We start from the raw sequence: 16,327 nt of genomic DNA, 5'->3' as shown, positions 1-16,327 counted from the left end.
TTCGGCGCCTGTGGCGGCGGCCGTCGCAGGCAGTACCCGAAGCATGGCAAGGAGGTCGGCGAATGAACCAGGTTCTTGCCGTGCCCATGCAGGCGGTCGGCGGGTTCTTCGAACTGGCCGCCGCCGTGGCCAGGGCCCTGGTCCGGCCGCCCTTCCAGCGCCGCGAGTTCGTGGATCAGTCCTGGTTCGTGGCTCGCGTGTCGATCGTCCCGACCGTGCTGGTCGCCATTCCGTTCACCGTGCTGGTGAGCTTCACGCTCAACATCCTGCTGCGCGAGATCGGCGCGGCCGACCTGTCCGGTGCGGGCGCTGCCTTCGGCGCCGTCACCCAGGTCGGCCCGATCGTGACGGTGCTGATCGTGGCCGGCGCCGGCGCCACCGCGATCTGCGCGGACCTCGGCGCGCGAACCATTCGCGAAGAGATCGATGCCATGCGGGTGCTGGGCATCGACCCCGTGCACCGGCTCGTGGTGCCCCGGGTGCTGGCCTCCATGTTCGTCGCCGCGTTGCTCAACGGCCTGGTGTGCACGATCGGCATCGTCGGCGGCTTCCTGTTCTCGGTGTTCCTGCAGGGCGCGAACCCGGGCGCCTTCGTCAACGGGATCACTCTGCTGACCCACCTGCCCGAGCTGGTCATCTCCGAGGTCAAGGCGACATTGTTCGGCCTGATCGCCGGGCTGGTGGCGTGCTATCTGGGGCTGAACGTCCGGGGCGGGCCCAAGAGCGTCGGCGACGCGGTCAATCAGACGGTGGTGTTCTCCTTCATGGCTCTGTTCGTGGTGAACGTTGTGGTTACCGCCGTCGGCGTGAAGTTCTCGGTGCGGTGACGGTATGGCCTTCGTGATCGAATCTCGTTTCCCGCGTACTGTGCGACGCGTGCGCAGGTGGTCCGACTCGCTCGACAATGTCGGACGGCACGCGATCTTCTACGCGCAGTCGCTGGGCGCCGTGCCACGCGCGCTGACCCACTACCGCACCGAGACCATTCGCCTGATCGCCGAGATCAGCATGGGCACCGGTGCGCTGGCGGTGATCGGCGGCACGGTGGTGATCGTCGGATTTCTGACGCTGTTCGCCGGCGGCACGATCGCCGTGCAGGGCTACAGTTCGCTGGGCAATATCGGCGTCGAGGCGCTGACCGGATTCTTCGCCGCATTCATCAACGTTCGCATTGCGGCGCCGGTGATTTCGGGTATCGGGCTGGCGGCCACCATCGGCGCCGGCGCCACCGCGCAATTGGGCGCCATGCGGGTCGCCGAGGAGATCGACGCGCTGGAATCGATGGCCATTCGCCCGGTGCCGTTTCTGGTCGGCACCCGGGTGCTGGCCGGCATGATCGCGATCGTGCCGCTGTACGCGCTGGCGGTGATCGCCTCGTTCGTGGCCAGCCGGTTCGCGACGGTGGTCATCTACGGGCAGTCGGCGGGCGTGTACGACCACTATTTCTCGACATTCCTGATTCCCAGTGACATTCTCTGGTCGTTCGTGCAGGCGATCTTCATGGCCTTGGCGGTCATGCTGATTCACACCTATTACGGGTATCACGCCTCGGGCGGACCGGTCGGGGTAGGCATCGCCGTCGGCAACGCCGTGCGCGCCTCGCTGGTCGCCGTGGTGACGGTGACCCTGCTGGTCTCGCTGGCCATCTACGGCACCACCGGCAATTTCCATCTCTCCGGGTAGGCGGTATGGCGGCAAACAAACTGGTCGAAAAGGACGGTGCCGGAAAGATCTTCGGCGCCGGGTGGGGCGTCAAGCTGGCCGGGCTGGGAATGGTGCTGGGCCTGGTGGCGGTCGTCGCCGTCGCGCTGACGATGTTCGCCGGCGGTTTCACGCAGACCGAGACCGTCTATGTCGATTCGCCGCGCGCCGGACTGGTGCTCGACCCGGACGCGAAGGTCAAGATTCGCGGCCTGGATATCGGCCGGGTCGAATCCATCTCCTATACCGGCGACAGCGCGCGGCTGCGCCTGGCCGTCGATCCCGACCAGCTGAAGCTGGTGCCCGCCAATGCCGGCGTGGATATCCGGTCCACCACCGTATTCGGCGCCAAGTACGTGAATTTCGAACTGCCCCAGCAGCCTTCGACGGATCACCTGCGGCCCGGCAGCACGCTGAGCGCCAAGGCGGTCACCGTCGAATTCAATACGATCTTCCAGCATCTGACCGAGGTGCTGGGCAAGATTCAGCCGGAGAAGCTGAATGCGACGCTGACCGCGCTGGGCACCGCACTGCAGGGCCGCGGTGACGAATTGGGTCGGCTGCTGGCCGACAGCGACCAGTACCTGCGCGATATCAATCCGAGCCTGCCGCAGCTGCGGCAGGATCTGCAGACCTCGGTCGGGGTGACCAACCTCTACGCCGACACCGTGCCGGATCTGTTGCGCACCACCGACAATGCGGCGGTCACCGCCCAGACCCTCGTCGAGCACAAGGACGATCTGGACGGCGTGCTGGTGAACCTGATCGGGCTGGCCGACACCACGGGATCGGTGCTGCGCGAGAACGAGCAGGGCCTGGTGACCGCGCTGGATCTCTTGCGGCCCACCGCGGAACTGCTCAACGAATACAACCCGGCGCTGAACTGCCTCGTTCTCGGTGTGGCGGATGCGCTTCCGGTGGCCAACCAGGTCTTCGGCGGCCAGGGGCCGTACGTGAATCTGAACGCCAGCTTCATGCCGGGCGGCACGCCGTATCAGTACCCGAAGGATCTGCCCAAGGTGAACGCCACCGGCGGTCCGCACTGCGAGGGCCTCACCGATCGCGTGCCGGGCAGCAATTCCAACTACCTCGTGACCGATACCTCCGAAGGAGAGGTGTGGACGCCGCCGCTGGATACCCACCTGAACGGGCCCAGGGTGTTCCAGTTGCTGTTCGCCGGACTACCGGGGGTGGATAACCCGTGAGGTTCAAACCACACGCCGCCACCGTGAAGCTGTCGATCTTCACGCTGGTCATGGTGCTCGTCCTGGCCCTGCTCGGGGTGATCTTCAGCCAGATGCGGTTCGCCAGGGAGACCGGATATCACGCCGTGTTCACCAGTTCGTCCGGGATGCTGCCGGGCGCCAAGGTGCGCATCGCCGGTGTGCCGGTGGGCTCGGTGAAGCGGGTGTCGGTCGGCAAGGACCATCTCGCGCACGTCGATTTCGACGTCGATCGCAAGCACAAGCTCTACCTCAGCACGCAGGCGACCATCCGCTACGAGAACCTGACCGGTGATCGCTACCTGGAACTGCTCGAGGGGCCGGGTTCCGCCGAGGCGCTGGGCGAGGACGGCACCATCGGCACCGACAAGACCAAGCCGGCGCTCGATCTGGACATGCTGCTCGGCGGTTTCAAACCGCTGCTGCGCGGGCTGGATCCGGCGCAGGTCAACGACCTGACGAATGCGCTGCTGCAGGTGTTCCAGGGGCAGGGCGGCACGCTGGTCACGCTGCTGAACAGCTCCGGCTCGTTCACCAAGACGCTCGCCGACCGGGACGCGCTGATCGGCGGGGTGATCGAGAACCTGAAGGCGGTGCTGGGCACCCTCGACGATCGCAACAAGGAATTCGATACGACGCTGACCGAGATGCAACGCCTGGTGAGCGGCCTTGCGGCGGACAAGGATCCGATCGGGGACGCGCTGCCGCGGCTGGCCGGCGCGACCGGTGACCTCACCGACCTGCTGCAGACGGCCAGGCCCGACCTGAAGCAGACCGCCGACGAACTGGGCCGGCTGTCGGGGAATCTCGACGAGCGCTCCGGCGATCTCCAATGGATCCTCGACCGGCTGCCCGAGACCTACAAGAAGCTGGTGCGTATCGGTTCGTACGGATCGTTCCTGAACATCTACGTCTGCGGGACGAACTTCCTCGTCGACGGCCCGGACGGCAAGCCGATGCACGTCGATCTGCCCGGTCTGCAGACGACCGGAAGGTGTGCCCCGCAATGAACAAGCAGCGCTCCCCACTGATCAACGTCGGCATCGTCGGCGTGGTCCTGGCCCTCGCGGTCTCGTTGTCCGCCTTGCAATTCGAGCGATTGCCGTTCGTGCGATCCGGCGCCGAGTTCACCGCGTTCTTCGCCGACGCGGGCGGGCTGCTGACCGGCGACCAGGTGCAGGTCGCCGGGGTGCGTTCGGGCCAGGTCGAGAACGTGGAGCTGGCCGGGACCAAAGTGAAGATCCGGTTCAGCCTGGACGAGTCGATCGTGCTGGGGGACAAGACCTCCGCCGCCATCAAGACGAATACGGTGCTGGGCCGCAAGTCGCTGGAGGTGACCCCCGCGGGCAACGGCGCGATCCGCCTCGACGACACGATTCCGTTGGAGCGCACCACCTCTCCGTATTCGCTGAACGACGCGCTGGGCGAACTGGCCACCACGGTGCAGGGTCTGGACACCGACCAGGTGAACAAGACCCTGGACGCGCTGTCGGGCGCCTTCGCCGATACCCCGGCGCCGATGCGCTCGGCGCTGGACGGCATCACCCAGCTCTCGCGCAGCCTGAACTCCCGCGACCAGGCCCTGACCGATCTGCTGGCGCACGCCCAGAACGTGACCAAGGTGCTGTCGGATCGTTCGAACCAGATCAACTCGCTGCTGGTCGACGGCAACAGCCTGCTCGGCGAGCTGGATGCCCGGCGCACGGCGCTGAGCCAGCTGATCGTCTACGTCAACGGCCTGGCGCAGCAGCTGACCGGCTTCGTCAACGACAACGAGCAGAGCCTGAAACCCACGCTGGACAAGCTGAATTCGGTGCTGGCGCTGCTGCAGAAGAACAAGGACAACCTGGGCCAGGCCCTCGAACGCCTCGGCCCCTTCGAGGCCGCGCTGGGTGAGCAGGTCGGCAGCGGCCCGTACTTCCAGGCGTACGTGTCCAATGCGACCAGCCTCACGCTGCGGGTTCTGGTGGACGCACTGGTCTGGCCGGACCGCGTGCCGCAGTCGTTCGAGGAGTACTTCCATCACCCGCCGCTGGGCGTCGGTCCCGCAATCCAGGAGCCGCCGAGATGACCGTGCTGGGAAAGATCACCAAGGTACCGCGCTGGGTGCGGATCGTCGCCGCGGCGCTGGTCGTCGCGCTGGCCGGCTGGGCGGTCTACGGTGCCGTGACCAATATCGGAAAGACGCATATCACCGCGCACTTCCCGTCCACGAACGGGTTGTACGCCGGCGACGACGTCCGGGTGCTGGGCGTGAAGGTCGGCCGGATCGACTCGATCGAGCCCGGTAAGGACGAGGTCAAGGTCACGATGACCGTGGACCGGGGCGTCGATCTTCCGGCCGACGCGCGCGCGGTGAGCGTATCGCCGTCGCTGGTGTCGGCGCGGTTCGTGCAGTTGGCCCCCGCCTACAACGGCGGCCCGAAGATGCACGACGACGCGGTGATTCCGATCGAGCGCACTGCGGTGCCGGTGGAGTGGGACGACATCAAGACCGAGCTGACCAAGCTGTCGCAGGCGCTCGGGCCGGTCGGCCAGGATTCGCAGGGCTCGTTCGGCCGCTTCGTCGATACCGCCTCGGACAACCTGGCCGACGGCAATGCCCAGGCGCTGCGCGACACCCTGCGCGAGCTGTCGAGCACGCTGAACACGTTGTCCGACGGCCGCACCGACCTGTTCGGCACCATTCGCAATCTGCAGCAGTTCGTCGACGTGCTGTCCAAGAGCAACGACCAGATCGTGCAGTTCGGCGGGCGGCTGGCGTCGGTGTCGTCGGTGTTGTCGGACACCAGCGGCGATCTCGGCGCGGGTCTGGACAACCTCGATTCCGCGGTGGGCGACGTCAAACGGTTCCTGGACGCGCGCGGCGGGCAGCTGACCGAGAGCGTGCAGCGGCTGGCCGACGTCACCCAGGTGCTGGCCGACAAGCGTCCCGAACTGGAAAAGGTGTTGCATTCGGGACCGACGGCGCTGGCGAACTTCTATCAGATCTACAAGCCCGCCCAGGGTTCGCTCACCGGATCCGTGGTCGGCACCAATGCGGCCAATCCGTTCGCGTTCCTGTGCGGATCGATCGAGAGCATCCAGGCCAACGACTCGGACAAGTCCGGTGCGCTGTGCCGCCAGTACCTGGCCCCGGTGCTGCAGTCGCTGATGATGAACTACCCGCCGCTGCTGCTGAATCCGGCGTCCGGCCAGGGCGCGTTCCCGCAGCAGCTCACCTACAGCACGCCCGATCTGGCCGATCGGGTGGAGGGCCGGAACGGCCCTCCGCCGGGCGCGGCTCAGCAGGACAGTGCCCCGGTGGCCGTGCCGAACGGCATTGCGGGACTGGCGATTCCCGGGCTTCCGGCGCTTCCGGGAGGTCCGCGATGAGTAAGCGCCGGATGCGCATCGCCGGGGCGGCGATCGGGCTGGCCGTGCTCCTCGGCGCGACCGGCTGCGAATGGGACGGCCTCAACACGCTGCCCATGCCGGGTGCGGCCGGCACCGGATCCGACTCGTGGCAGGTGCGGATCCAGATGCCGAATGTCACCACCCTGACCCGCAATTCGCCGGTGAAGGTGAACGACGTCACGGTCGGCTCCGTCACCGGGATAGAGGTCGAGGACTGGCACGCGCTGGTCACCGTGAGCCTCGACAAGGGCGTGCGGCTGCCGGAGAACGCCGTGGCCAGCGTCGCGCAGACCAGTCTGCTCGGCAGCAATCACGTCGAGCTGTCCGCGCCCACGGGCGTTGCGGCCGAGGGGCAGCTGAAGAACGGCGACCTGATCCCGCTGGACCGTGCGGGCGCCTACCCGACCACCGAGCAGACGCTGTCGTCGCTGTCGGTGGTGCTCAACGGCGGCGGCATCTCGCAGCTGGAGAACATCACGCACGAGCTGAACGCCACCTTCACCGGGCGGCAGGACGCGATCCGCGACCTGCTGCCGCAATTGACCCAGCTGACAACGACTCTCGACCAGCAGACCGGCGACATCATCTCGGCGATGGAAGGCCTCGACCGCTTCTCCGGAACGCTGGCGCAGCAGCAGGATCGACTGGCCGCCGCGGTCACGGATCTACACCCCGCGGTGACCGTGCTCGCCGACCGCCGCGAGAACATCACGAAAACCATTACGGCACTGGGTGGTCTGAGCGATGTGGTGAACCGGGTCATAGACCGGGGCGGCGACAATCTGAAGGCGAACCTGGCCAACCTGCATCCGGCGCTGAAATCGCTGGCCGACACCGGAACCAGGCTGGCCGACTCGCTGCAGATCCTGCTGACGTTCCCGTTCCCGATCAAGAACATCGACAAGGCGGTCCAGGGCGACTACCTGAACCTGCTCATGACCGTCGATCTCACCGGCGCCCGGCTGGATTCCAACTTCCTGACCGGAACGCCGCTGGGCGGGCACTTCGGCGGCGTCGAGGGCGCGCTCGGCGCCCTCGCCGGAACGGCCGAGGGTAAGAACGATCCGGTGACCGGCCCGCTGCAACCGCCGCCACCGCCCGCGCCGGAGAATCCGAATCCGGCGCCGGCGCCGAGCATCCCCGGGCTGCCGCCGATTCCCGGTCTGCCCGCCATTCCGGGAATCACGACTCCCGGTGCGCCACAAGGAGGTCCGGGCCGATGAAGCTCTCCAAGTTCATCCGGACCCAGCTGATCATCTTCTCCGTGCTGACGGTGGTCGGGCTCGTCGTGATGGCGGGCAGCTACGTCCATCTGCCGGCCATGTTCGGTATCGGGCGCTACGGCGTCACGGTGAAGCTGGCCGCCACCGGCGGTCTGTATCCGACCGCCAACGTCGCCTACCGGGGCACCAATATCGGCAAGGTGGACGAGGTCCGGCTGACCCCCGAGGGAGTGGACGCGAAGCTGTCCATCAACAGCGACTACAAGGTCCCCGGCGATGTCGACGCGTACGTGAAGAGCGTGTCCGCGATCGGTGAGCAGTACGTCGATCTGGTGCCGGTCCAGAATCCGCAGGGCGGCAACCTGCACGACGGATCGGTGATTCCCGTGCAGCGCACCAAGCTTCCGCAGGATGTGGGCGCGATGCTGGATCAGGCCGACCGCCTGCTGTCGTCGGTCGCCGACACCAAGCTGCGGCAGGTGATCGACGACGCCTTCGTCGCGTTCAACGGCGCCGGACCGGATCTGCAGAAGTTCATCGACTCCGCGTCGCTGCTGGTGCAGGAGGCCAAGAAGAACACCGGGGAGACCAAGGACCTGCTGGACAAGATCGGGCCGCTGCTGGATACGCAGAACCGGTCCGCGGACTCCATCCGGTCGTGGACCCGTGACCTCGCCACCGTGACCGATCAACTGCGCGAACACGATCCGTCGCTCGGGCAACTGCTGGAGCGCACGCCGTCGGCGGCGCAGAAGGTCAGCCAGACGTTCCAGGACCTGCAACCGACGCTGCCGCTGCTGGTTTCGAACCTGGTCAGCGTCGGGCAGGTCGGCGTCACCTATCATTCCGGGCTGGAGCAGATCCTGGTGATCTATCCCCAGATGATCTCGGCGCTGCTGACCGTCGTGCGCGGTCCGGCCCAGTACGGCGCGATGGTGGACTTCATGCTCGGGCTCAACGACCCGCCCGGTTGCACCACGGGTTTCCTGCCGCCGGACCAGCAGCGGCCGGCCAGCCAGACCGACGCCCCCGACATTCCGGGCGAGCTGTACTGCAAGGTGGCCCAGAACGCCAAGGAGGCCGTCCGCGGTATCCGCAACACCCCGTGCGCCGAGGTGCCCGGCAAGCGCGCTCCCAGCCCGGAGCTGTGCCGCGATCCGCAGGGGTACCTGCCGGAGGGTGACAACCCGCCGTTCGGCCCGCCGAATCCGGTCACGCCGTCCGGTGAGCCCGCCACGCAGCCCGGGGGAGCGCAACCGGCCGGAGCCCCCGGGCAGACCCAGCCGGCCGCGGCGATGCGTACCTACGACCTGGGTAACGGCACATTCCAGGGCCCCGACGGCCGCACCTACCGGCAGGGGGACGCCGGGGGCGACGGCTCCGGCAAGGTACCGTCCAGTTGGCAGGCAATGCTCCAGGAGCAACAACAATGAGCGAGGCACGGCCATGAGCGAAACCACACCCAACGGCGGGCGGTCCCGGCGGCGTGCCAGCCGACACGCGGGACCCCCGGTCGAGGAGCGGCACGAGACCGAGACCCGTGACTCGGCCGCCACCGGCGCTGCGACACCCGTCGCCGGTGGTTCCGAGGCCGGTGTGGCGGGCGACGACACCACGGTGCGGCTCGACAGCGCGCCGACGGTGAAGTGGGCCACCGCCGATGTGGGCGATGCCGAATCCTCCGGCAAGTCGGAGTCTTCCGGTTCGGCCGACGCCTCCGGCCGGGCCGGGTCTTCCGGTGTCGAATCTGTCAGCGGCACAACAGTTTCCGGCTCGGGTGACAGTGCCGCGGATACCGTCGTCGTCTCGGCGGGTGCGGTCGGTAACGACACCGCCTCCGGCCGGGACGATGCGGTGGCCGCAGGCGACGCGGCCGGTTCGGACGGCCGCGGCCCCGGCACGCTGGGCAAGCTCGGCTGGACCGCCGCCGCGGCCGCGGTGCTGGCCCTGGTCGTCCTGCTCGGCAGCGGCGGATTCTTCTTCTACCACCAGCACCAGGCCGACGCGGTGGCCGAGCGGCGCGCGGACTACGTGCAGACCGCCAAGCAGGCCGTCCTCAACCTCACCCACATCAGCGACGACACCGCCCCGCAGGACATCGACCGCGTGCTGTCGGTGGCCTCCGGCGAGCTGAAGGACGAGTACTCCCAGCGCAAGGATGCCTACGCCCAGGTCGTTCAGCAGGCCAAGGTGAAGGCCAGCGGCGAGATCATCGAGGCGGCGATCGAGAGCCAGGACGATTCCACGGCCCGGGTGCTGGTCGCGGCCAAGCAGACCCTGACCAATGCCGGCACCCAGCAGCCGCAGGATCGCTACTACCGCTTCCGCGTCACGGTGATCCACGACGACCACGGGACCACCGCCTCCCAGGTGGAGTTCGTGGCATGAGCGGGTCAGGGCCGGAGGCGGCAGCGGAGCGTAACCCCGCAGGCACCCCGCTCGTGCCCGGTGGACACAGCATGAGCGGGTCAGGGCCGGAGGCGGCAGCGGAGCGTAACCCCGCAGGCACCCCGCTCGTGCCCGAGGGAAACAGCGTGAGCATGAGGAATCGCACTATGAACAGCAAGCTACGTCCGGTCCTGTTCGTGGCGGCGACGGTGCTCGTGGTGGCCGCCGCGGCCGTCGCCTCCCTCACCGGCTTCCGGTACTGGTCGGATCACCAGGCCGAACAGGCCCGCGTCGACTCCGTGGCCGCCGCGCGGCGCACGGTGGAGGCGATGTTCACCTACGACTTCAACACCGTCGACAAGGAACTGCCGAAGGCCGCCGATAATCTGACGCCGAGCTTCCGCAACGACTACCTGAAGCTGATCAACCAGGCCATCGCGCCGGGGGCGAAGGAGAAGCAGCTCACCGTGCACGCGACCGCCCAGTCGGCCGGTGTGGTCTCGGCCGAACGCTCGCACGCGACGGTGCTGGTGTACCTGAATCAGGTGACCACCAGCAAGGATTCGCCGCAGGGCAACGTCACGCCGAGCCGGGTCCGGGTCGCCGTCGACAAGGACGACGGGCGCTGGCTGGTCGGGCAGGTTACCCCGATCTGATTGCGCCGCACCGAGGTCGCGGTGGCCCGCGACGTGACTCCGCGCCGGATCGGCACGTGGCTACGGCGCACGGCTACACCGGATCAGCGTGAGCCCGGGTCCACGTCGTCGTCGCTGAGCAGCGCGCTGCCGGCCACCCGGTCCTGGGCCAGCGCCTCGAGAAATGCGCGGGCCCAGCGGTCCACGTCGTGAGTGAGCACCTGCCGGCGCATCGCGCGCATGCGGCGGCGCCGGGTGTCGGAATCGTCGTCGAGGGCGGCCATGATCGCATCCTTGACGCTGTCGAGATCGTGCGGATTGCACAGGTAGGACTGGCGCAATTCCGCTGCGGCGCCGGTGAATTCGCTGAGCACGAGCGCGCCGTTGAGACCGCTGTGACTGGCCACGTACTCCTTGGCGACCAGGTTCATCCCGTCGCGCAGCGGCGTCACCAGCATGGCGTCGGCGGCGACGAAGAACGCGACCAGTTCGTCGCGCGGGATCGGCCGGTGCAGGTAGTGCACGAAGGGGAATCCGACGCGGGAGAATTCGCCGTTGATCCGGCCCACCTGCCGCTCGATATCGCCGCGCATCTGGATGTAGCTCTCGACGCGCTCACGACTCGGCGTGGCCAGCTGCACCATCACCGTCTCGGCCGGATCCAGGCGGCCCTCCCGCAGCAGCTCCTCGAGCGCCTCCAGGCGGATATCGATGCCCTTGGTGTAGTCCAGCCGGTCCACACCCAGCAGGATGTGTTTCGGGTTGCCCAGTTCGGAGCGGATCTGCGCGGCCCGCTCGCGCACCGACCGCCGCCTCGACAGCTCGTCGAGTTCGGCGGAGGCGATCGAGATCGGGAACGCGCCCACCCGCACCGTGCGGAACCCCACCTGCACCACACCGAGTTTCGCGCGCACGCCGATGGTGCCGCGCGAGGTCGGTTGTCCGGCAAGCCTTCTCGCCAGGTACAGGAAGTTCTGCGCGCCGCCCGGCAGGTGGAAGCCGATCAGGTCGGCGCCCAGCAGGCCCTCCACGATCTCGGTGCGCCAGGGCAGCTGCATGAACAGCTCCACCGGCGGGAACGGGATGTGCAGGAAGAATCCGATGGTCAGGTCGGGCCGCAGCATGCGCAGCATCTTCGGCACCAACTGCAACTGGTAGTCCTGCACCCAGACCGTGGCGCCCTCGGCCGCCACCTTCGCGGTGTACTCGGCGAAGCGCCGGTTGACGGCGACGTAGGTGGTCCACCAGCTGCGCTGGTACTCCGGGCGCACGATCACGTCGTGGTACAGCGGCCACAGCGTGCCGTTGGAGAACCCCTCGTAGTACTCGCCGACCTCCTCGGCCGACAGCGGCACCGGATGCAGCTCCAGGCCGTCCTCGACGATCGGATCCACGTCGACATCGGGCACCCCCGCCCAGCCCACCCACGCGCCGTTGTTGTTGCGGAGCACCGGCTCCAGGGCCGTCACCAGCCCGCCGGGGCTGCGTTTCCAGCGCTTCGAGCCGTCGGGTAGTCGCTCCAGGTCCACCGGAAGCCGATTGGCGACGACGACGAAACCCGAACCGGCGTCACCGCTCAGGTAGCCCGATGGACTGGGGTCGGCATCCGGCAGAGCGTTCTGTAAGTCGGTCTGGGATTCGCTCTTCTGGTCCACCACTGGATCCTCCGGTAGCTCGAGCCCGTGAAGTTGTGTTCTGGGAGATCGGCGGCTATTCGGTCCGGGTGTTGGGTCCGATTCCGAGCATCGACAGCAGCATCCGGCATTCGTCCGCGTCGGAGGCGTACGCCGCCACCACGCGCTGAGCCTGCCGTGCGGTCTCGTCGGCGAGCGGCTCCAGATCGTCGTCCGCGATGTCGTTCGCGCCCTTCGCGGCCATCATCGTGTCCTCTCGGCTCGGGGTCGTGTCTCTTGTGACAGTCAATGGTATCGGGCGCGCGCATCGGGGCAGTTCGCGCGGCCGGTGGGAAACGTCCGCCCGGTGAATACCTATACCGTGGGGAGTGGAGTATCGGAACAGAGAAAGGGTCTCAGCATCATGCCGTTGGCCACGGTGAACGGAATCTCGCTGAACTATCAGCTGAAGGGGGACAAGGCCAAGGGCACCGACACCAAGGGCACCGCGCCGCTGGTCGTGCTGATCATGGGCACCGGCAGTCCGGGCCGGGTGTGGGAGCTGCACCAGGTGCCCGCGCTGCTGGCCGCCGGATACCGGGTGTGCACCTTCGACAATCGCGGCATCGCCCCGACCTACGAGTCCGCGCACGGCATGACCATCGACGACCTGGTGCGCGACACCGCCGGCCTGATCGAACTGCTCGACGAGGGGCCGGTGCTGGTGGCCGGCACCTCGATGGGCGCGCGGGTGGCGCAGGAGCTGGCGCTGGCCCGCCCGGACCTGGTGCGCAAGGCGGTGTTCATGGCCGGGCACGCGCGCCTGGACCAGTTCCAGAAGACGCTGTCGCAGGGCGAGCACGACCTGGACGGCAGCGGGGTGAAGTTGCCGCCGAAGTACGAGGCCGCGCTCACCGCCGTGATGAACCTCTCGCCGGCCACCATGGCCGAGACGGATTCGGCGCGCGACTGGCTGGATCTGTTCGAATTCACCGGTGGCCCGGCCACCCCGGGCATTCGCGCGCAGCGGCGGATGGACCACGATTTCGATCGATTGCAGGCCTACCGGGGCATCAAGCTGCCGTGCCTGGCGGTCGGATTCGCCGACGATCGGATGATTCCGGCATATCTCACCCGTGAGCTGGCCGAGGCCATCCCGGGGGCTCGGTACCAGGAGATTCCGGACGCCGGCCACTACGGATACCTGGAGCGGCCGGAGGCGGTGAACAAGGTGATCCTCGACTTCTTCGATGGCTCGAGGTAACAGCCCACTCGTAACGTCGGCCTTGCTAGGGTCGACACAACGCTGGGGGAATTCGCGGCCCCGCAGCGTTCCCCGTACCCAGCGCACGTATCCAGTGAGGTGAAATGAGCACCAACCCGTTCGACGACGAGGACGGCCGGTTCTTCGTACTGGTCAACGACGAGGAGCAGCACTCGCTGTGGCCCGCCTTCGCCGAGGTCCCGGCCGGATGGCGAGTGGTGTTCGGCGAGGACAGCCGCGCTGCCTGCGTCGAATACGTCGAGAAGAACTGGACCGATATGCGGCCCAAGAGCCTGCGCGACGCGATGGCCGCCGACGACGCGGCCCGCCAGACCGCACAGTCCTGACCCGCGGTACCCGAGAGATACTGCGCGGCGACGGCCACGACCGGCGGCTGCGTGATACCGGTTTCCGGTATCCCGCAGCCGCTGTCGTCGTGTCCGCGGCGCAGTGGTCCTCCGGGCCGGTAGGCCGCCGCATGGCACCGGAAACCCGGTATCCCGCCGTCGGTGCGTCCCGTTATGATGGCAACCGCTTCACCCGCCTCCTTAGCTCAGTGGTAGAGCACCGCTCTTGTAAAGCGAAGGTCGTCGGTTCAATCCCGACAGGGGGCTCTCTCCGTTCCCAGGAAACTCCCAGCCGAGGTTCAGCATCCTCGGCGGCTCGGGAAGGACCATGGGCGTCATGAATGGTCAGCCTGCCGGTCGGACGCCCGAGGCCCGCGTGCTGGTGGTGGACGACGAACCGATGATCGTCGAACTGCTCTCGGTGAGCCTGCGCTACCAGGGTTTCGAGGTGGCCGGCGCGGGCAACGGCGCCGAGGGGCTGGACCGGGCCCGCACCTTCCGCCCGGACGCGCTGATCATCGACGTCATGATGCCGGGAATGGACGGGTTCGGACTGCTGCGGCGGTTGCGCGCCGACGGCATCGACGCGTCGGTGCTGTTCCTCACCGCCCGCGACGAGGTGGAGGACAAGGTCACCGGCCTCACGCTGGGCGCCGACGACTACGTCACCAAGCCGTTCAGCCTGGAAGAGGTGGTGGCTCGGTTGCGGGTGATCCTGCGCCGGTCCGGGCACACGATCGAGGAGCGCAAGTCGGCGCGGTTGCGCTTCGAGGACATCGAACTCGACGACGACACCCACGAGGTGTGGAAGGCCGGCGAGCCGGTGGCGCTGTCGCCCACCGAGTTCACCCTGCTGCGGTACTTCATGGTGAACGCGGGCACGGTGCTCAGCAAGCCGCGCATCCTGGATCACGTGTGGCGCTACGACTTCGGCGGCGAGGTCGGCGTGGTCGAGACCTACGTGTCGTATCTGCGCAAGAAGGTAGACACCGGCCCGGACCGGCTGATCCATACGCTGCGCGGGGTCGGCTACGTCATGCGTGCATCCAGCCGCAGCAAATCCTCGGTGAAATGAGTTCGCGCCGTTCTACGGCTCGATTGCGCACCGCCGCGGCGCACCGGCTGGCGGCGGTGCCGCTGCGGGTGACGCTCGTGCTCGCGCTGGTCTCGCTGGCGGGGCTGGGACTGCTGGTGTCCGGGATCGCGGTCACGTCGGCGATGCGCAACGTCCTGATCGACAAGGTGGACCGGCAGCTGGTCGACGCCGCGCACACCTGGGCCGCGCCCGATGCGCCGCCGCCGGAGCGGTTGCCCATGCGGCCCGGCCGGGAGCGGCCGCCGGCGTTGTTCTATGTACGCGTCGAGAACGCCGACGGTATTCAGGGACTCACGCTGAACTCCGGTTCGACGGCGCCCGAAATTCCGGCCGACCTGGGCGAGCAACCGCGGACGGTGGGTTCGGCAGGCGATTCCGCGCAGCAATGGCGGGCGCTGCGGGTGGTGAACCCGGACGGCACCGCCGTGGTGGCGCTGCGGCTGGACCAGACCGGCAACATCATCGACCGGCTGATCGGGCTGCAGTTGGTGGTGGGCCTGATCGTGCTCGCGCTGCTGGCGGTGGTGGCGCAGTTCGTGATTCGGCGCAGCCTGCGGCCGCTTCGAGCGGTGGAGACGACCGCCGCCGCCATCGCGGGCGGCGACCTGCATCGCCGGGTTCCGGTGCGCGGCACCGACACCGAGGTCGACCGGCTGTCGCAATCGCTGAACGGCATGCTGTCGCAGATTCAGCAGGCGTTCGCCGCGACCGAGGCGTCCGAGGAATCGGCGCGGCGATCGGAGGCGAAGATGCGGCAGTTCGTCGCCGACGCCAGCCACGAGCTGCGCACACCGCTCACCACCATCAAGGGTTTCGCCGAGCTGTATCGGCAAGGGGCGCTGGGCGATCCGGCCATGTTCATGGACCGGATCGAGCGGGAGTCCAACCGGATGGGGCTGCTGGTGGAGGATCTGCTGGTGCTGGCCCGGCTGGACGCGCAGCGCCCGCTGGATCGCCGGCCGGTCGATCTGCTCGCGCTGGCCAGCGATGCCGTGCACAACGCCCGCGCGGTCGACGCCGCGCAGCGGCCGGAGGGGCCGAGCCGCCCGATCGACCTCGAAATCGGTTCCGGTGCGGGAACAGTGGAACTGCTCGGCGACGAGGCCAGGCTGCGGCAGGTGCTGGCCAATCTGGTCAACAACGCCCTGGTGCACACACCGCCGGAGGCGGCGGTGACGGTCCGGCTGACCCCGGCCGACGAGGAGGTCGTGCTGGAGGTCACCGACACCGGGCCCGGCCTGCCGCCCGATCAGGCCGACCGGATCTTCGAGCGCTTCTACCGCACCGACGCCTCCCGCAGCCGCGACAGCGGCGGCACCGGCCTGGGCCTGTCCATCGTCCGGGCGCTGGTGGCGGCCCACGGCGGCGCGGTGTCGGTGCGCAGCGCCGTGGGCGAGGGCACGACCTTCACCGTCCGCCTGCCCCGGACGTCCTAGCGGCG

Annotated in this window: 16 protein-coding genes and 1 tRNA gene; 15 read left to right on the top strand and 2 right to left on the bottom strand. The window is 68.1% G+C overall.

Annotation, left to right across the window (positions count from 1 at the left end; all coding sequences use genetic code 11):
* Positions 1-62: 62 nt before the first annotated feature.
* From D892_RS0108395 to D892_RS0108350, 10 genes are all read left to right on the top strand, one after another.
* The gene (locus D892_RS0108395) at positions 63-827 is read left to right on the top strand and encodes an ABC transporter permease (RefSeq protein ID WP_024800812.1); all 765 of its coding nucleotides are present in this window, start codon (positions 63-65) and stop codon (positions 825-827) included.
* A gap of 4 nt (positions 828-831) precedes the next feature.
* On the top strand, positions 832-1,683 hold the full coding sequence (locus tag D892_RS0108390; protein ID WP_024800811.1) for an ABC transporter permease: 852 nt from the start codon (positions 832-834) through the stop codon (positions 1,681-1,683).
* 5 nt (positions 1,684-1,688) lie between these two features.
* Positions 1,689-2,906 carry an MCE family protein gene (locus D892_RS0108385; protein ID WP_024800810.1) on the top strand — a complete coding sequence of 406 codons (1,218 nt, stop codon included), beginning with the start codon at positions 1,689-1,691 and terminating at the stop codon, positions 2,904-2,906.
* Complete coding sequence (locus D892_RS0108380) at positions 2,903-3,934, top strand: MCE family protein (protein WP_024800809.1); 1,032 nt, start codon at positions 2,903-2,905, stop codon at positions 3,932-3,934. Before D892_RS0108385 ends, D892_RS0108380 begins: the two co-directional genes overlap by 4 nt.
* A complete protein-coding gene (locus tag D892_RS0108375) occupies positions 3,931-4,995 on the top strand; it encodes an MCE family protein (RefSeq protein ID WP_024800808.1) in 1,065 nt (354 codons plus the stop codon). The genes D892_RS0108380 and D892_RS0108375 overlap by 4 nt, the downstream gene beginning before the upstream one ends.
* Positions 4,992-6,299 carry an MCE family protein gene (locus D892_RS0108370; RefSeq protein WP_024800807.1) on the top strand — a complete coding sequence of 436 codons (1,308 nt, stop codon included), beginning with the start codon at positions 4,992-4,994 and terminating at the stop codon, positions 6,297-6,299. The genes D892_RS0108375 and D892_RS0108370 overlap by 4 nt, the downstream gene beginning before the upstream one ends.
* Positions 6,296-7,543, top strand: coding sequence for an MCE family protein (locus D892_RS0108365; RefSeq protein WP_024800806.1), 1,248 nt, complete (start codon positions 6,296-6,298; stop codon positions 7,541-7,543). Before D892_RS0108370 ends, D892_RS0108365 begins: the two co-directional genes overlap by 4 nt.
* Positions 7,540-8,976: an MCE family protein gene (locus D892_RS0108360; protein WP_024800805.1), complete on the top strand. Its 1,437-nt coding sequence runs from the start codon at positions 7,540-7,542 to the stop codon at positions 8,974-8,976. The genes D892_RS0108365 and D892_RS0108360 overlap by 4 nt, the downstream gene beginning before the upstream one ends.
* 13 nt (positions 8,977-8,989) lie before the next feature.
* Positions 8,990-9,931: a hypothetical protein gene (locus D892_RS43535; RefSeq protein ID WP_024800804.1), complete on the top strand. Its 942-nt coding sequence runs from the start codon at positions 8,990-8,992 to the stop codon at positions 9,929-9,931.
* A gap of 167 nt (positions 9,932-10,098) precedes the next feature.
* The gene (locus D892_RS0108350; RefSeq protein WP_024800803.1) at positions 10,099-10,587 is read left to right on the top strand and encodes a h domain protein; all 489 of its coding nucleotides are present in this window, start codon (positions 10,099-10,101) and stop codon (positions 10,585-10,587) included.
* Between the two features lie 83 nt (positions 10,588-10,670).
* On the opposite strand, the gene D892_RS0108345 is transcribed toward D892_RS0108350, so the two are convergent.
* Together D892_RS0108345 and D892_RS46485 are read right to left on the bottom strand one after the other, a co-directional pair.
* Positions 10,671-12,179: a trehalose-6-phosphate synthase gene (locus D892_RS0108345; RefSeq protein ID WP_036568428.1), complete on the bottom strand. Its 1,509-nt coding sequence runs from the start codon at positions 12,177-12,179 to the stop codon at positions 10,671-10,673.
* Positions 12,180-12,276: 97 nt separating this feature from the next.
* On the bottom strand, positions 12,277-12,447 hold the full coding sequence (locus D892_RS46485; protein ID WP_156959431.1) for a hypothetical protein: 171 nt from the start codon (positions 12,445-12,447) through the stop codon (positions 12,277-12,279).
* A 156-nt stretch (positions 12,448-12,603) separates the two neighbouring features.
* Between D892_RS46485 and D892_RS0108335 the strand changes: the two genes are divergently transcribed.
* The 5 genes from D892_RS0108335 (at position 12,604) to D892_RS0108315 (ending at position 16,322) form a co-directional block, all read left to right on the top strand.
* A complete protein-coding gene (locus tag D892_RS0108335; protein ID WP_024800801.1) occupies positions 12,604-13,443 on the top strand; it encodes an alpha/beta fold hydrolase in 840 nt (279 codons plus the stop codon).
* A 104-nt stretch (positions 13,444-13,547) separates the two neighbouring features.
* Positions 13,548-13,790 (top strand): MbtH family protein, encoded by a 243-nt coding sequence (locus tag D892_RS0108330; RefSeq protein ID WP_024800800.1) that lies wholly within the window; start codon positions 13,548-13,550, stop codon positions 13,788-13,790.
* A gap of 195 nt (positions 13,791-13,985) precedes the next feature.
* Positions 13,986-14,057, top strand: a tRNA-Thr gene (locus tag D892_RS0108325).
* 70 nt (positions 14,058-14,127) lie between these two features.
* Entirely contained in the window at positions 14,128-14,865 is a 738-nt protein-coding gene (locus D892_RS0108320) for a response regulator transcription factor (RefSeq protein ID WP_369801740.1), read from the top strand.
* Positions 14,862-16,322, top strand: coding sequence for a cell wall metabolism sensor histidine kinase WalK (locus D892_RS0108315; RefSeq protein ID WP_051499024.1), 1,461 nt, complete (start codon positions 14,862-14,864; stop codon positions 16,320-16,322). Before D892_RS0108320 ends, D892_RS0108315 begins: the two co-directional genes overlap by 4 nt.
* The last annotated feature ends 5 nt before the right edge of the window (positions 16,323-16,327 follow it).

Origin of the sequence: Nocardia sp. BMG51109, from assembly GCF_000526215.1 — a bacterium.
Taxonomy (GTDB): Bacteria; Actinomycetota; Actinomycetes; order Mycobacteriales; family Mycobacteriaceae; genus Nocardia.
The sequence above is the reverse complement of the archived record's forward strand: the minus strand, read 5'-3'. Positions and strand labels throughout refer to the sequence as shown.

Bases quoted from the DNA above. Each gene is read 5' to 3' on its own strand.
- D892_RS0108350 (WP_024800803.1), top strand. From the start codon at position 10,099: ATGAACAGCAAGCTACGTCCGGTCCTGTTCGTGGCGGCGACGGTGCTC.
- D892_RS0108375 (WP_024800808.1), top strand. From the start codon at position 3,931: ATGAACAAGCAGCGCTCCCCACTGATCAACGTCGGCATCGTCGGCGTG.
- D892_RS43535 (WP_024800804.1), top strand. From the start codon at position 8,990: ATGAGCGAAACCACACCCAACGGCGGGCGGTCCCGGCGGCGTGCCAGC.
- D892_RS0108360 (WP_024800805.1), top strand. From the start codon at position 7,540: ATGAAGCTCTCCAAGTTCATCCGGACCCAGCTGATCATCTTCTCCGTG.
- D892_RS0108385 (WP_024800810.1), top strand. From the start codon at position 1,689: ATGGCGGCAAACAAACTGGTCGAAAAGGACGGTGCCGGAAAGATCTTC.
- D892_RS0108365 (WP_024800806.1), top strand. From the start codon at position 6,296: ATGAGTAAGCGCCGGATGCGCATCGCCGGGGCGGCGATCGGGCTGGCC.
- D892_RS0108335 (WP_024800801.1), top strand. From the start codon at position 12,604: ATGCCGTTGGCCACGGTGAACGGAATCTCGCTGAACTATCAGCTGAAG.
- D892_RS46485 (WP_156959431.1), bottom strand. From the start codon at position 12,447: ATGATGGCCGCGAAGGGCGCGAACGACATCGCGGACGACGATCTGGAG.
- D892_RS0108330 (WP_024800800.1), top strand. From the start codon at position 13,548: ATGAGCACCAACCCGTTCGACGACGAGGACGGCCGGTTCTTCGTACTG.
- D892_RS0108390 (WP_024800811.1), top strand. From the start codon at position 832: ATGGCCTTCGTGATCGAATCTCGTTTCCCGCGTACTGTGCGACGCGTG.
- D892_RS0108395 (WP_024800812.1), top strand. From the start codon at position 63: ATGAACCAGGTTCTTGCCGTGCCCATGCAGGCGGTCGGCGGGTTCTTC.
- D892_RS0108315 (WP_051499024.1), top strand. From the start codon at position 14,862: ATGAGTTCGCGCCGTTCTACGGCTCGATTGCGCACCGCCGCGGCGCAC.
- D892_RS0108320 (WP_369801740.1), top strand. From the start codon at position 14,128: ATGAATGGTCAGCCTGCCGGTCGGACGCCCGAGGCCCGCGTGCTGGTG.
- D892_RS0108370 (WP_024800807.1), top strand. From the start codon at position 4,992: ATGACCGTGCTGGGAAAGATCACCAAGGTACCGCGCTGGGTGCGGATC.